The sequence below is a fragment of the Pseudomonas sp. SMV71 genome, from assembly GCF_052042015.1.
In the GTDB taxonomy this organism is placed as follows: domain Bacteria; phylum Pseudomonadota; class Gammaproteobacteria; order Pseudomonadales; family Pseudomonadaceae; genus Aquipseudomonas.
This window is the reverse complement of sequence record NZ_JBKGGU010000006.1, coordinates 174,572-189,997: the sequence shown is the minus strand read 5'-3', so window position 1 is coordinate 189,997 and position 15,426 is coordinate 174,572. Positions and strand designations below refer to the sequence as shown.

Here is a 15,426-nt window from a genome sequence, read left to right as displayed (position 1 = left end):
ACATGCGCATGATCATCGTCAGTGGTCGCTCCGGCTCCGGTAAAAGCACGGCCCTCAACGTGCTTGAAGACAGCGGCTACTACTGCATCGACAACCTGCCCGCCGGGCTGCTGCCGGAGCTGGCCGAACGTGCGATGATCCATACCGAGCTGGCGCAGCCGCTGGTGGCGGTGTCCATTGATGCACGCAATCTGCCAAGCCACCTGTCGCGCTTTCCGGAACTGCTCGAGGAAGTGCGCAGCCGGCATATCCAGTGCGATGTGTTGTATCTGGATGCCGACGAAGAGACCCTGCTCAAGCGCTTTTCCGAAACCCGCCGGCGCCATCCGCTGAGCAACGCCAATCGCTCCCTGGCCGAAGCTATCGACGATGAAACCCAGTTATTGGGGTCCATCGCCGATTTGGCGGACCTGAAAGTCAACACCACGCACCTGAACCTTTATCAGCTGCGTGACACGATCAAGTTGCGCCTGCTCAACCAGCCGGAGCCAGGGACGGCGTTCCTGGTGGAATCGTTCGGTTTCAAGCGTGGCATGCCCGTGGACGCCGACCTGGTGTTCGACGTACGCTGCCTGCCCAATCCCTACTGGAAACCCGAATTGCGCGAGCAGTCCGGACTCGACCAGCCGGTGATCGATTACCTGGCCGCACAGCCGGACGTCGAGGAAATGTACCAGGATATTTCCAGCTACCTGCTCAAGTGGCTGCCCCGCTTTGCCGCCAGCAACCGTGCCTATGTCACGATTGCCATCGGCTGCACGGGCGGCCATCACCGCTCTGTCTACCTGACCGAACGCCTGGGTCAGCTCCTGCAACAGTCCCTGAAGAACGTCCAGGTTCGCCACCGCGACCTCAGCTAAAGGATTCACACCGCGATGCCCGCTCAGGAAATTGAAATCATCAACAAGCTGGGCCTGCACGCCCGGGCATCGGCCAAGTTCGTCGGGGTTGCCGGACGATTCAAGGACACCACCATCAGGGTCGGTCGCAGCCCCGAGTCGATGATCGACGGCAAGAGCATCATGGCAATGATGATGCTCGCCGCCGGCAAGGGCACGAAGATCCACTTGGCAACGGAAGGGGATGAAGCACAGGAAGCGATGGATGCGCTGGTAGCGTTGATCAACAACTATTTTGATGAGGGCGAGTAAGCTTTCTCAATGCACATTTGAGACTGGCTTTTTGTGGCGAGGGAGCTTGCTCCCGCTGGTCTGCGAAGCAGACCCCATCCATCGGGCTACCTCAATCTTCATTGTCGCTGAGTTTTTGCGGCTGCTGCGCAGCCGAACGGGAGCAAGCTCCCTCGCCACGGGGATTTCTGGTTTATAAAAAAAGGCGCGACATCCAAAGATGACGCGCCTTTTTTTTATGCATCAGGCCTCAGCTCCCCGCCACCATCATCCGTTCGATCAACACCGAACCGGTGCGGATGTTGCTGCGCAGTTCCAGATCGCTTCCTACCGCCACGATCTGCTTGAACATGTCGCGCATGTTCCCGGCAATGGTCACTTCCTGGACCGGGAACTGGATCTCGCCGTTCTCCACCCAGAACCCTGCAGCACCGCGAGAATAGTCCCCGGTCACCATGTTCAACCCATGGCCCATCAGCTCGGTCACCAGCAGACCACGGCCCATGCGTCGCAGCAACGCTGCCTGGTCTTCCTCGCCATGGGTGACGAACAGATTGTGTACGCCGCCGGCGTTGGCGGTGCTCGGCATCCCCAGTTTGCGACCCGAATAGGTGCCGAGGATATAGGACACCAACTCGCCGTTTTCCACGAACGGTTTGGCATAGGTCGCCAGGCCATCGCCATCGAACGCCGCACTGCCCATGGCCTGCAACAGATGCGGGCGCTCGTCGATGGTCATCCACTCCGGGAACAGTTTCTGGCCCAGCGCGCCTTCGAGGAACGACGATTTGCGGTACAGGTTGCCGCCGGACACCGCCGACAGGAAACTGCCAAACAAGCCGCCGGCCAATTCCGCCGAAAACAGCACCGGCACTTCGCATGTCGGCACCGGGCGCGCGCCAAGGCGGCTGGCGGCCCGCTGCGCGGCTTTCTGGCCGATGCTCACCGGGTCCGCCAGCAACGGCCCCTGGCGATTGACGTCGTACCAATAGTCGCGCTGCATCTGGCCATTGGCCTCGGCAATCATCACGCAGCTCAGGCTGTGGCGGGTCGATGCGTAGCCACCGATAAAGCCGTGGCTGTTGCCGTAGACCCGGCAGCCCTGGTGCGTGTTGAGCGTCGTGCCGTCGGCGTTCTTGATCCGTGCGTCGGCGTCGAACGCCGCCGCTTCGCAACGCAGCGCCTGTTCGATGGCTTGTTCGGGAGTGATGTCCCAAGCGTGGAACAGGTCGAAATCACGCTGTTCCTTGCACATCAGCGCAGCATCGGCCAGGCCCGAGGCATCGTCTTCGGAGGTATGCCTGGCGATTGCCAGCGCAGCGGCGACCGTCTCCCGGATGGCTTCCGGGCCGCTGGCCGAAGTGCTGGCCGAGCCCTTGCGCTGGCCCACGTACAGGGTGATGCCAAAGCCCTGATCGCGATTGAACTCGACGGTTTCCACCTCGCGCTGGCGCACCGAGGTCGACAGGCCCTGCTCAAGGGATACCGCCACTTCACACGCGCTGGCGCCCTGCCGCTTGACCTCGGCGAGGATCTGCTCGACTTGTTCCTGCAGGGCCGGCAACGCTTGCGGGCCGACGCTCTGAACTGCACTCATGGTGTTCTCCACTCAAATTCTGCTTTCGGTAACGGCCTTCGAGCGACCGGGCCGGACAAGTGGCCCCCGACTGGTTATCATGGCGGCGTTTCTTTGCGGACTGCCACCATGGTTGATTCTTACGACGACTCCCTCTACGAGGGTGAAAAAAGCAAATCCCAGGTCAAACGCGAGCTGCATGCTCTGGTTGACCTCGGCGAGCGCCTGACAACACTCAAGCCTGACTTGCTGGCCAAACTGCCACTGACCGACGCCTTGCGCCGGGCCCTGGCCGATGCGCCCAAGCACACCGCGAATATCGCGCGTAAACGGCACCTGCAATTCATTGGCAAACTGATGCGCGACCAGGACACCAGCGCCATCCTGGTCCTGCTCGATCAACTCGATGCCTCCACCCGCCAGTACAACGAACGCTTCCATAACCTGGAACGCTGGCGCGATCGCTTGATCGCGGGCGATGACGGCACCCTGGAAAAATTCGTCATCGACTACCCCGAGGCCGATCGCCAGCAGCTGCGCTCCCTGATCCGTCAGGCCCAGCACGAAGTGGCGCAAAACAAGCCACCGGCTTCGAGCCGTAAAATCTTCAAGTACATCCGTGAGCTGGACGAAACCCAACGCGGCTTGCGTTGATCGCTCACACCCACTCCCCTTTGGGAGTTGCCTTTATCGTGGCGAGGGAGCTTGCTCCCGCCGGGCTACGCAGTAGCCCCAATGCGGTCGCCGCGCCCGAGGCGTCGGACCGACCGAGCGGGAGCAAGCTCCCTCGCCACGATTCATGCATACCTTTGAATATCACGCGCCCGTGCCACCCACGGTGATCGCATCGATCTTCAGGGTCGGCTGGCCGACGCCTACCGGCACCGATTGCCCGTCCTTGCCGCAAGTCCCCACGCCACTGTCCAGGGCGAGGTCGTTACCGACCATCGACACCCTGCTCATGGCTTCCGGCCCGTTGCCAATCAGGGTTGCGCCCTTGACCGGCGCCGTGATTTTGCCGTCTTCGATCAGATAGGCTTCGCTGGTGGAAAACACGAACTTGCCACTGGTGATGTCCACTTGGCCGCCGCCGAGGTTGGCGCAATAGATGCCCTTTTTCACCGAGGCGATGATTTCCGCCGGATCGCTCTGGCCGCCCAGCATGTAGGTGTTGGTCATGCGCGGCATCGGCAGGTGCGCATAAGACTCACGCCGTCCATTGCCGGTACGGGCCACGCCCATCAAGCGGGCATTGAGCTTGTCCTGCATGTAGCCCTTGAGCACGCCGTTCTCGATCAACGTGGTGCATTCGGTCGGGGTGCCTTCGTCATCCACGCTGAGGGAGCCGCGGCGCCCGGCCAGCGTACCGTCGTCAACGATGGTGCAGAGTTTCGAGGCGACCATTTCGCCCATGCGTCCGCTGTAGGCCGAACTGCCCTTGCGGTTGAAGTCGCCCTCCAGCCCATGCCCCACCGCTTCGTGCAACAGCACGCCGGACCAGCCAGGGCCCAGTACCACCGGCAAGGTACCGGCCGGAGCGGGAATGGCCTCCAGGTTGACCAATGCCTGGCGCAACGCTTCGCGAGCATAGCCCATGGCGCGGTCTTCGCTGAGGAAGTAGCGATAGTCGGTGCGCCCGCCGCCGCCATGCCCGCCGCGTTCGCGACGACCGTTCTGCTCGACGATCACACTGACGTTGAAGCGCACCAGCGGCCGCACGTCCGCCGCCAGGCCGCCATCGGTGGAGGCCACCAGGATTCGCTCCCAGACGCCAGCCAGGCTCACCGAAACCTGCTGGATACGCGGATCGAGGGCACGGGTCGCCAGATCGATACGCTTGAGCAGTTCGACCTTTTCCGCACGACTGATGACTTCCAGCGGGTTGTCCGGCGCATAGAGTTGCGCCACATCCTGGCTGCTGAAGGCCTGGACCGTACCGTTCTGCCCGGCTCGGGAAATCGAACGGGCCGCACGTGCCGCAGCGCCCAGGGCTTCGAGCGTGATGGCATTGCTGTAGGCAAAGCCGGTTTTTTCGCCGGACTGGGCACGCACCCCCACGCCCTGGTCGAGATTGAAGCTGCCTTCCTTGACGATGCCGTCTTCCAGCGACCAGGACTCGGAAATCTGACCCTGGAAATACAGGTCGGCCGCATCGATGCCCGGGCCGGCCAGCTCGCCCAGCACGCCTTGCAGGCTTTCGAGGGTCACGCCGCCGGGGGCTAAAAGGTGTTCACTGACTGAGGACAACAACCCGCTCATATGTTTTACGCCTTGAATTCGTCGTCTTGGACAGGCCGCTGTCGAGCGCCCTGCGAGAAAAAGCGCCGATGGCTGGCCACCGGCATGCGCGCCCGGATGGACGCCTGTTCGTTGCCGTCGCGCTCGGCCACCAGCACGGCCTCGCCTTGATCCTGTTGCGCCAGCACCCGGCCCCACGGATCAACGATCGCGGCATGGCCGAAGGTTTCCCGTGGCCCCGGATGCACGCCGCCCTGGGCGGCTGCCAGCACATAACACTGGGTCTCGATGGCCCGGGCACGGATCAATACGTCCCAGTGGGCGAGACCGGTTACCGCGGTGAACGCCGACGGCGCGCTGATCAGTTCGGCTCCGGCGGCCCGCAGCTCGCTATAGAGCTCCGGGAAACGCAAGTCGTAGCAGACCGTCAGGCCAATCCGACCTACGGGTGTGTCGGCGACCACCACATTGCTGCCATAAGCATAGTCATCGGACTCGCGATAGCGCCCACGATTGTCCGCCACATCCACATCGAACAGATGCAGCTTGTCATAGCGCGCCACGATCTGGCCCTGATCGTCCACCAACAGCGAACAGGCATGGGCTTTGTCCTGGGGCCGATCCACCGGAGGCAGTGGCAGCGTACCGGCCACGATCCATAACCTGAGGTCACGGGCAGCCTGTTTCAACCAGGGCAGGATCGGCCCCTGACCAAAGGCTTCTGCGCGACCGATGCCGGCAATGTCCCGCCGGCCCATGGCGGCGAAATTCTCGGGCAGCACCGCCAGCCTCGCGCCCTTGGCCGCCGCCTGCTCCAGCAGCAGCCGAGCCCGGGCCAGATTGGCGAGTACGTCGCTCTGGCTGACCATTTGGATGACTGCGACTGGCATGGCCGTTCTCCTTTGCTTGGTGGTGCCCCTGTGGGGGCGAGCTTGCTCGCGATTACGGTGTACCAGTCAACATAGATGTTGGATATACCTGCATCATCGCGAGCAAGCTCGCTCCCACAGTGAATTGTTTAGTCAATCAAAACGGCTTATCGAAGGTAATCTTAGGCTCTTTCCACGGCCCCTTGACGTCGTATCTTACGCTGGCAAAGCGCGCCACGCGGTCGCCGATCAGTTTGTCGATCAGAAACAGCGCCCCGCCCACTGCCGGAGCCCCGACGATCAACGCGGCGATCGGCAGGTTGTTGGTCACCGGCAACGTGACCAGAAGCTTGGCGTCGACCCGGTCGGCCACCATGTCCAGCGTTCCGTTGAGTTCCAGGTTACTCGACGGCCCTGTCAGGGTGATGGGCTCACGGGTTACATAGACGCCGTTGCTGGCGATCAACAGTCCCTTGACCCGGTCGTAGCTCAAGCCCTTGCCGAACAGGTCGGAGAAGTCCAGGCGCAAGCGCCGCCCGATGGAGTTGAAATTCAACAGGCCAAAGACCCGCAGCGCCTGGGCGCTGCCCTCGACTTCGACGAACTGCCCCTTGCTCAACGAGGCATCGAGACTTCCGGAGAAGCGTTTGGTGGCGACCCAGGCCGGCGAACCGGGCCAACGCCCGTCGACATCCAGGCGGAACTCCTGGCTGGTCACGCTCGGCGCAAAACCCCAGCCCTTGAGCACGTCAGCCAGGTTCTTGCCGCTGATCCGGCCCTTGTACCAGCTGGTGGTAGACCCGGGCACGCCCTCCCAGCCGCCGCTGCCGTTCAGCACCATGCCCTTGAGGCCCATGTCCAATGCGTTCAGGGCGATGCCCTTGGCGGTCGGCCGGACCTTCAGCGACCATGCCCCCACCAGGTCGGGCCCCTGGAACAGCTGGTCGATAGCGATGTCCAGCGCCGGGATCTTGGTTGGGTCGACCGATGCCAACGGATCCGGAGCGTTTTCATCGGCCTGCACGGTAGGGTCGGCGGCCGGCAGGCGGACATAATCCAACGTGATGGCAATCGGCGCAGCCTTTGCGTCGGGCACGATCACGCTGCCCTTGGCCTGTTGGCTGTCGAGCTGCAAGGCCCAGGCTTCCGGCTTGCGGTCCAGCTGCAGCGCGGCCTGGTCCAGGGTCGTGCCCATGGCTGTGAGCTTGCCGACTTTAAGATCGGCACTGCTAAGCAATTGCCTGGCGCTGCCTCCCGGGTCCTGGCCGGCGTACTTGCTCAGCAGATCCTGCCAGGGACCCACGTCCAGTTCCGACAGGTTTCCGCGCAGGCGTAGCCCCTTGGCTCCCGGCAGCACTGCATCGCCATCGCCCAACAGCAACTCGCCGCGGCCATCTGCGACCTTCCCGCTCGGCGCGGCGTAGGTGAAGCTGGCGAGGTCGCCGTAGTCGACCCAATAACGGCGCTCCGGCCCCTGCAACGTCATGCGAAACAGCGTGTCGCGCCCGGCATCGGCAGCCATGCCGAAAGGCGCCGGCAGGTCCACGGCCACGCCTTTGAGATTGGAGCTGACCGACAGCTGGCTGTCCGCTGCGTTGAGTATCACTTGCAGCTGGTAAGGCACCACGCCGGAGACGGGCAACGGTTGGGTCACGTTCAGCCAGTCAGTGAGTTTCTTGACCTCCACCCGCCCGGACGCGGTTACCCGCGTATTGAGCGCGCCCGCCCGGCCCTCGGCGAATATCTGTGCGGTCACGGGCCGGTCGAACGCCCGGGCGCCGATGTTCTTGCCGCTCAACCCCTTGCTACTGTCGAAGCGGAAGTCGCCCTTGAGCTGGGTCAACTCCAGCACCGGCTCGCTGAGCTTGAGCCGGGCATTATCGGTGGCGAAGTCCACCAGGATCTTCGGTTGCTCGCCTTTGACCAGTGGAATATCGAGCTTCACGCTGCCTTGCAGATTACCCTCGCCTTCCCAACCGGCGAACGTCTCGGCCGTTCCGATTGGCGCTGTCTGGAGGATTTTCAGGCCATCGCCCAAGCCCCCGACGAAACTGCCATCGAGCAGCAGGTGGGAATTCTGTCCGCTGGGCACATGGGGAACCTCTACCGAGACATCCTTGACCTGGGTGTCCAGCAACTGCCCCTGGCTGGCATAGATGCGCACTCCGCTGTCTTCGACGAAGACGTCGCCGCTGACCTTGCTGACCGACGGCCAGCCCGGCTGGAACGCTAGTTCGGCGTCATGCACCTTGAAGAACAGGCTGATGCTGCGGGCCGCATCGCTTGCTCCGTGGTTCAGAGAGCCCTGGTACTGGAAAAAACCCTGGTCTACCGCGCCTTTGACGATTGCCGTCCGCAACCACTCGTCCAGTGCCGGACTGAGGACCGCCGGCAGGTATTTGCCAGTGTAGCGGCCATCCCCATCCACCAGGCCGACCCGCAGGTCCATGTAGTCTTCCTGGCTGTGATCGAAATGCAGGCGGATCAGGAAGTCGCCGGCAATCCGACCCTCCTCGCCCAGCACTTTCAAATAGGGTGCGACCAGGGTGAAGCCTTGCTTGTCCAGCTTCCAGGTCAGCCGTGCGTTGGCTTGCAGGTATTGCCAGGGCTTGGCGAAGATCGGGTCCAGGTGCAGGGAAAAATCCTTGCTGTCCATGCGCAGCTCGCCGCCACCCAGATTGCCACTCAGGCTTCCCGATACGTTGCGCGCCGCCGGGGCGCCCCGATAGGCATCGAAGCCGACGGTGTCCAGGTTGGTGGCGAAGCTGACTTTCTGATCGCCGCTGTTCTGCGGCCGGTAATCGAACAATACATTGCGCAGCCCGCCCGTCACCTTGAGATGGTCGATCGCCGCCGCGACACCCTCCGGCAACGGCGCCAACGCATTGAGCAATGGGGTCAGCGGCGTCAGGTCGAGGCGATCCGCTTGCAGATGCCAGAGCTCCTCAGCCTTGTCCGTGGCATTGCTCTGTTGCAGTTGCAGGCGTGACTCCCAGCGGACCTCACCCAGGTTCATCGCCAGGGAGTCGAAGGTCGCGATGAAGCCCTGGCTGCCGCGCTGGAAATAGCCATTCAGGGCCAGGTTGTTGATCTGCACCGGCTTGCGTTCGGCGTACGCACCTTGAAGTTGCGGCGCGTTCAAGCGCATCGCCGCGCTTTGCAGGGTGCCCGCGCCCCAACTGAGCCAGAATTCGCCACCGGCCTGGATCCGGGAAAAATTCCACTGCCGGGTCAGACGCTTCGGCAACCATTTCGACCAGTCGCTTTGGGGCAGGCTCAGGTAGGCGTCGGCCTCGCCATTCTTCCAATCGGCAGCGCGGATTCGCGTGCGCAAGTTGATCGCCACAGGCTGGCCGTCAGGCAAGGTCAGACGAGCATCCAGGCGCTGGCGGACGGCCCCGGTGCGCAGGCTCAGGCCGACGTAGGTCAGGGTCAACGGCGATTGGTCCAGTGGCTGCAAGGTGACCTGGCTGTCGAGCACCGAGAGCCGGGAGACCACCTGTATCCGCTCCAGCAATTGTTGCGGATCGAGGGGCTGGTCGTCCCGCACCGGCAGGCCTTCCAGCGACCATTTGCCCTCGGCGCTTTCCTTGAGGCTGATCTTCAGGCCACTGACTTCCAGATGGGCGATACGCACCTGCCGCGTCAGCAGGCTGCGCCAGACATCAGGCACGGCCCGCACCTGGTCCAGGTGCAAGGCGTTCACGCCATCGCCGATCACCACGTCCTGAGCCGCCAGTACCGGCGCCAGGGTGCTCCAGCCGCCCTCCAGGCTGCCGATGTGCACGGGCATGCCCAGGGCTTGCGCGGCCCGACTCTCGACTTCGGCGCGATATTCAGCCACCAGCGGCACCAGCTCGCGCCCAAGGCTGACATACAACGCCAACAGCACCAGCAGCAGCGCACACAGGCCCAGGCCCCAGCGGGTCAGCGTAGCCAAAAGGCGTGTCAGACGCTCCATGTCAACGGGCTCCCCTGGCAGCGTTACTCGAACTCGCGGGCACGCCGCTTTCCAAGCCCTTCAGAGCAGCACCACGTCATATTGTTCCTGGGAGTACATGGTTTCCACCTGAAAACGAATCGTGCGACCGATAAAAGCCTCCAGCTCAGCGACATTGCCCGACTCCTCATCGAGCAGACGGTCCACCACTTTCTGGTTCGCCAACACTCTATAGCCGGTCGCCTGGTAAGCGCGCGCTTCGCGAAGGATTTCCCTGAAGATTTCGTAACACACGGTTTCCGGGGTCTTGAGCTTGCCTCGGCCCTGGCAACTGCTGCACGGCTCGCAAAGCACTTGCTCAAGGCTTTCGCGGGTGCGCTTGCGGGTCATCTGCACCAGGCCCAGCTCGGTAATGCCAATGATGTTGGTCTTGGCGTGATCGCGTTCGAGTTGTTTCTCCAGGGTCCGCAGCACCTGGCGCTGATGCTCTTCATCTTCCATGTCGATGAAGTCGATGATGATGATCCCCCCCAGGTTGCGCAGGCGCAGTTGGCGGGCGATGGCCGTGGCCGCTTCCAGGTTGGTCTTGAAAATGGTTTCTTCGAGATTGCGATGGCCGACGAACGCCCCGGTGTTGACGTCGATGGTGCTCATGGCCTCGGCCGGATCGACTACCAGGTAGCCGCCGGACTTGAGCGGCACCTTGCGCTCCAGGGCTTTCTGGATTTCGTCCTCGACCCCGTACAGGTCGAAAATCGGTCGCTCGCCGGGGTAGTGTTCGAGGCGGTCGGCGATTTCCGGCATCAGTTCGGCGACGAACTGCGTGGTTTTCTGGAAGGTTTCCCGAGAGTCGATACGGATCTTCTCGATCTTCGGGCTGACCAGATCCCGCAGGGTGCGCAACGCCAGGCCAAGGTCTTCGTAGATCACGCTGGGGGTGGCGATGGTCTTGATCTGCGCGGCGATCTGATCCCAGAGCCTGCGCAGGTAGCGGATGTCCATGAGGATTTCATCGGCACCGGCTCCTTCGGCGGCGGTGCGCAGGATGAAACCGCCGGCCTCCTTGATGCCTTCTTTTTCCACACAATCGCTGACCACTTGCTTGAGGCGCTCACGCTCGGCTTCGTCTTCGATCTTCAGGGAAATGCCGACATGGGCCGTGCGTGGCATGTAAACCAGATAGCGCGACGGGATCGACAATTGTGTGGTCAAGCGTGCGCCCTTGGAGCCGATGGGGTCCTTGGTGACCTGCACCACCAGGCTCTGGCCCTCATGGACCAACGCACTGATGCTTTCCACCGCAGGCCCCTCGCGCATGGAAATTTCCGAGGCATGGATGAACGCCGCACGGTCCAGGCCGATGTCGACGAAGGCCGCCTGCATGCCCGGCAACACCCGCACCACCTTGCCTTTGTAGATATTGCCGACGATGCCGCGTTTTTGCGTGCGCTCGACGTGAACCTCTTGCAGGACTCCGTTTTCGACCACCGCCACGCGTGATTCCATCGGTGTGATGTTGATCAGGATCTCTTCGCTCATGGCAGGGTCTCGTTCAGACATATTCACGATTATGGCCGCATCGGTCAGTCGGCGCTCTGCGCGCTCAAGGTTTGCCAACAGGGTATGCCGAAATGGCCCAGCAGTTCCGCGGTTTCACACAGCGGCAAGCCGACAACGGCGGAATAGCTGCCTTCGAGTCCGGCGACGAACACCGCCCCCAAGCCTTGGATACCGTAGCTGCCGGCCTTGTCCCGGGGTTCGCCACTGGCCCAATAGGCCAGAGCCTCCTGTTCGGTGATGGGCCGAAAGCGCACCCGGCTGCTGATTACGCGGGATTCGCAACGCTGGCCGTCCAGCACGGCTACGGCGGTCAACACCTCATGGTCGCGGCCGGACAGGCTGAGCAGCATCGCCACCGAGTCGGCCTGGTCCAGCGGCTTGCCGAGAATCCGCCCGTCCAGCACCACGGCCGTGTCGGCGCCCAGCACACAGGCGTCCACGCCGGCATCCAAAGCGCGGCGCCCGGCCTCGGCCTTGCCGCGAGCCAGACGCTCGACATAAGCCGCCGGGCTTTCGTGGTGCAGGGGAGTTTCGTCGATGTCGGCGCTGACAGTGGTGAACGCCACGCCGATCTGGGTCAGTAGTTCACGCCGGCGCGGCGAGCCGGAGGCGAGGTAAAGCGGTTTCATCGATATAAACTCCCTCTGGATGCAAACAGCTTTTGTGGCGAGGGAGCTTGCTCCCGCTGAGTCACGAAGTGGCCCCAGAACTTTGCGACTGCTGCGCAGTCGAGCGGGAGCAAGCTCCCTCGCCACAAAGCTCCCTCACCACAGGGATTTCAATCAGAAAACGTAGACTCCTGACCGAATTCAGTTGATCTTGAAACGCAGGCGCAGGCCGCGCAAAGCGAAGCTGACCCAGGGCCAGAGCAAGGCGCTGACCAGGGCCGGCAGCACCAGCGCCAGGGTCGGCTGGCGATTGCCGGTCAGCGCGCTGAGCCACAGCTGGACCAGTTGCGCCAGGCCGAAGATCACCAGGATCACCAGGCATTGCTGCCACATGGGGAACATGCGCAAGCGTTGTTGCAGCGACAGGACCAGGAATGTGATCAGGGTCAGGATCAGCGCGTTCTGCCCCAGCAGCGTGCCATAAAGCACGTCCTCGGCCAGGCCCAGGCACCATGCGGTGACCATCCCGACCTTGTGCGGCAAGGCCAGCGCCCAGAAGGCCAGCAGCAAAGCCAGCCACAGAGGCCGCAGGATTTCCATGAACTGCGGCAACGGCGAAACGCTCAGCAGCAGGCCGATGGCGAAGGTCAGCCAGACTATCCAGCCGTTGCCGGATCGGGTACTGCTCATTCTTCTCGTGCTCCCCTGGTGGCCGGCGCGGGAGCCGGGGTGGCTGCAGGTGGCCTGGCCGCAGGTCGGGCATGCTGCGTTGCCGGCGCGTGACTGGCCGGACGGGTTGAAGTTGAGGGTGCGGCAGGCGCGGCGGCTGGGGCAGCCGCAGGCGTCGCGGCCGCCGGCGCAGTCGGTGCGGGCTTGGGCACAGTGGCCGGCACCGCAGTTGGCGACTGGGCGCCGGGAGCGACCGGTTCAGCACCCTGGCGGTCCTGGGCTTCCTGAGCCACCGCAGCGTCGTTGGCCCGCTCTTCCGGGGTGCGATTATCGCTGAATACCAGCAGCAGGTAGCGGCTGCGGTTCAACGCGGCAGTGGGTACCGCACGCACGATGGCAAAGGGCTGGCCGGAGTCGTGTATCACTTCCTTGACCGTCGCCACCGGATAACCGGCCGGGAAGCGCTGGCCGAGGCCCGAGCTGACCAGGAGGTCGCCTTCCTTGATGTCGGCGGTATCGGCGACATGGCGCAGTTCCAGGCGTTCCGGGTTGCCGGTGCCGCTGGCAATGGCCCGCAGGCCGTTGCGGTTGACCTGCACCGGGATACTGTGGGTGGTGTCGGTCAGCAGCAGCACGCGGGCGGTGTAGGGCATCAACTCCACCACCTGCCCCATCAGGCCGCGGGCGTCGAGCACCGGCTGGCCAAGCACGACACCGTCGCGCTCGCCCTTGTTGATCAGGATGCGGTGGGTAAAGGGGTTCGGGTCCATGCCGATCAACTCGGCCACTTCGACCTTCTCGTTGACCAGCGCGGAAGAATTGAGCAACTCGCGCAGCCGCACGTTCTGCTCGGTGAGGGCCGCCAACTTCTGCATGCGCCCTTGCAACAGCAGGTTCTCGGTCTTGAGTTTCTCGTTTTCGGCTACCAGCTCGGTGCGACTGCCAAACTGACTGGCCACACCTTGCCACAAGCGCTGCGGCAGGTCGGTGATCCAGTAGGACTCCATCAACACCAGCGACATCTGGCTGCGCACAGGCTTGAGCAGCGTGAAGCGGGCATCGACCACCATCAGCGCGACCGACAGCACGGCCAGCACCAGCAGGCGCACACCCAATGAGGGGCCTTTGGCAAAAAGCGGTTTAATAGGCCGCTCCTCCCAGGCAAATGTTCGCTTTATTCATACGGTATCAAACCGGCCTGGATACGAATGACAGAAGATAAACGCCAACGGGCAGCACTGCAAAGTGCTGCCCGGGAGCGAACAACATAGACCACCCGGCGCGACTTATTCGCTGGAGAGCAGGTCCATGGTGTGCTTGTCCATCATTTCCAATGCACGGCCACCGCCACGGGCGACACAGGTCAGCGGGTCTTCGGCAACGATTACCGGCAGGCCGGTTTCCTGGGCCAGCAGTTTGTCCAGGTCACGCAGCAGCGCGCCACCACCGGTCAGCACCAGGCCGCGCTCGGCGATGTCCGACGCCAATTCCGGCGGCGATTGCTCCAGGGCGCTTTTGACCGCCTGAACGATCGTAGCCAGGGACTCCTGCAGAGCCTCCAATACTTCGTTGGAGTTCAAGGTGAACGCACGTGGCACGCCTTCGGCCAGGTTGCGGCCGCGGACGTCGACTTCACGCACTTCGCCGCCCGGGTAGGCGGTGCCGATTTCCTGCTTGATGCGCTCGGCGGTGGATTCGCCGATCAGGCTGCCGTAGTTGCGACGCACATAGGTGATGATCGCTTCGTCGAAACGGTCGCCGCCCACACGCACGGACTCGGCATAGACCACACCGTTGAGGGAGATCAGCGCGATTTCGGTGGTACCGCCACCGATGTCGACGACCATCGAACCGCGGGCCTCTTCAACCGGCAGGCCGGCACCAATGGCAGCGGCCATCGGCTCTTCGATCAGGAACACTTCACGGGCACCGGCACCGAGGGCCGATTCACGGATGGCGCGACGCTCTACCTGGGTGGACTTGCATGGAACGCAGATCAGCACGCGTGGGCTGGGCTGCAGAAAGCTGTTTTCGTGAACTTTGTTGATGAAGTACTGCAGCATCTTTTCACAAACGCTGAAGTCGGCGATCACGCCGTCCTTCATCGGGCGAATGGCCGCGATGTTGCCCGGAGTACGGCCCAGCATGCGCTTGGCTTCGGTACCGACAGCCACGACACTTTTCTGGTTGCCGTGGGTGCGGATAGCCACGACCGAGGGTTCATTCAGGACGATACCGCGCTCGCGCACGTAAATAAGGGTGTTGGCAGTGCCCAGGTCAATGGAAAGATCACTGGAAAACATGCCACGCAGTTTCTTGAACATGGGAAAGGGACCCTAGGCAACGCGTGGGTAAAAAAGTGCGGCAAACTCTAACAACGACAGGGATTTTGGGCAAGGCGCCAATATGTTAAATTGGCCGCTTTTCTGTGCACCAAACCCTACAATCGCGGCCGTAAGGCTGTAGAACTGCGGTAGTGTTCCGACAATCTAACACACGGACGAACTGCGTCCGTTTTGTTTTCCACTGGAGAATCCCATGGCGCTTGAACGCTCCGACGTGGAAAAAATCGCTCATCTGGCCTGCCTGGGCCTCAATGAAGCCGATCTTCCACACATCACCTCTGCCCTGAACAGCATTCTGGGGCTGGTCGACGAGATGCAGGCGGTCAATACCGACGGTATCGAACCGCTGGCCCACCCACTGGAAGCCAGCCAGCGCCTGCGCGCCGACGTCGTGACCGAGCCGAACAACCGCGAGGCCTACCAGTCCATCGCGCCAGCGGTCGAAAACGGCCTGTACCTGGTTCCGAAAGTCATCGACTAAAGGGAAAGAG

Annotated in this window: 13 protein-coding genes; 4 read left to right on the top strand and 9 right to left on the bottom strand. The window is 62.8% G+C overall.

The features are described from left to right. The first annotated feature begins 2 nt into the window (after positions 1–2). Both rapZ and ACLEJQ_RS08000 read left to right on the top strand, forming a co-directional pair. On the top strand, positions 3–860 hold the full coding sequence (gene rapZ, locus ACLEJQ_RS08005; RefSeq protein WP_440793780.1) for an RNase adapter RapZ: 858 nt from the start codon (positions 3–5) through the stop codon (positions 858–860). Between the two features lie 15 nt (positions 861–875). After that, positions 876–1,151, top strand: a complete 276-nt coding sequence (locus ACLEJQ_RS08000; RefSeq protein WP_440793778.1) for an HPr family phosphocarrier protein — start codon at positions 876–878, stop codon at positions 1,149–1,151. A 229-nt stretch (positions 1,152–1,380) separates the two neighbouring features. Here the strand turns inward: ACLEJQ_RS08000 and pmbA are convergent, their stop codons facing one another. Then, complete coding sequence (gene pmbA, locus ACLEJQ_RS07995) at positions 1,381–2,727, bottom strand: metalloprotease PmbA (protein ID WP_440793776.1); 1,347 nt, start codon at positions 2,725–2,727, stop codon at positions 1,381–1,383. Positions 2,728–2,835: 108 nt separating this feature from the next. Here pmbA and yjgA point away from each other — a divergent pair, with 108 nt between their 5' ends. Beyond that, on the top strand, positions 2,836–3,360 hold the full coding sequence (gene yjgA / locus ACLEJQ_RS07990) for a ribosome biogenesis factor YjgA (RefSeq protein ID WP_440793774.1): 525 nt from the start codon (positions 2,836–2,838) through the stop codon (positions 3,358–3,360). A 162-nt stretch (positions 3,361–3,522) separates the two neighbouring features. Here the strand turns inward: yjgA and tldD are convergent, their stop codons facing one another. The 8 genes from tldD to mreB form a co-directional block, all read right to left on the bottom strand. Beyond that, positions 3,523–4,965 (bottom strand): metalloprotease TldD, encoded by a 1,443-nt coding sequence (tldD, locus tag ACLEJQ_RS07985; protein WP_440793772.1) that lies wholly within the window; start codon positions 4,963–4,965, stop codon positions 3,523–3,525. Between the two features lie 5 nt (positions 4,966–4,970). Continuing rightward, positions 4,971–5,834: a carbon-nitrogen hydrolase family protein gene (locus ACLEJQ_RS07980; protein WP_440793770.1), complete on the bottom strand. Its 864-nt coding sequence runs from the start codon at positions 5,832–5,834 to the stop codon at positions 4,971–4,973. 136 nt (positions 5,835–5,970) lie between these two features. After that, a complete protein-coding gene (locus ACLEJQ_RS07975; protein ID WP_440793769.1) occupies positions 5,971–9,774 on the bottom strand; it encodes a YhdP family protein in 3,804 nt (1,267 codons plus the stop codon). Between the two features lie 60 nt (positions 9,775–9,834). Continuing rightward, complete coding sequence (rng, locus tag ACLEJQ_RS07970; protein ID WP_018613976.1) at positions 9,835–11,292, bottom strand: ribonuclease G; 1,458 nt, start codon at positions 11,290–11,292, stop codon at positions 9,835–9,837. 44 nt (positions 11,293–11,336) lie between these two features. Continuing rightward, complete coding sequence (locus ACLEJQ_RS07965; protein WP_440793768.1) at positions 11,337–11,942, bottom strand: Maf family protein; 606 nt, start codon at positions 11,940–11,942, stop codon at positions 11,337–11,339. A 180-nt stretch (positions 11,943–12,122) separates the two neighbouring features. Continuing rightward, entirely contained in the window at positions 12,123–12,611 is a 489-nt protein-coding gene (mreD, locus tag ACLEJQ_RS07960) for a rod shape-determining protein MreD (RefSeq protein WP_440793766.1), read from the bottom strand. Next, the gene (gene mreC / locus ACLEJQ_RS07955) at positions 12,608–13,735 is read right to left on the bottom strand and encodes a rod shape-determining protein MreC (RefSeq protein WP_440793959.1); all 1,128 of its coding nucleotides are present in this window, start codon (positions 13,733–13,735) and stop codon (positions 12,608–12,610) included. The genes mreD and mreC overlap by 4 nt, the downstream gene beginning before the upstream one ends. Before the next feature lie 141 nt (positions 13,736–13,876). Beyond that, positions 13,877–14,914, bottom strand: coding sequence for a rod shape-determining protein MreB (gene mreB, locus ACLEJQ_RS07950; RefSeq protein ID WP_002555108.1), 1,038 nt, complete (start codon positions 14,912–14,914; stop codon positions 13,877–13,879). Between the two features lie 214 nt (positions 14,915–15,128). On the opposite strand from mreB, the gene gatC reads away from it, so the two are divergent. Next, a complete protein-coding gene (gatC, locus tag ACLEJQ_RS07945; protein WP_053152244.1) occupies positions 15,129–15,416 on the top strand; it encodes an Asp-tRNA(Asn)/Glu-tRNA(Gln) amidotransferase subunit GatC in 288 nt (95 codons plus the stop codon). The last annotated feature ends 10 nt before the right edge of the window (positions 15,417–15,426 follow it).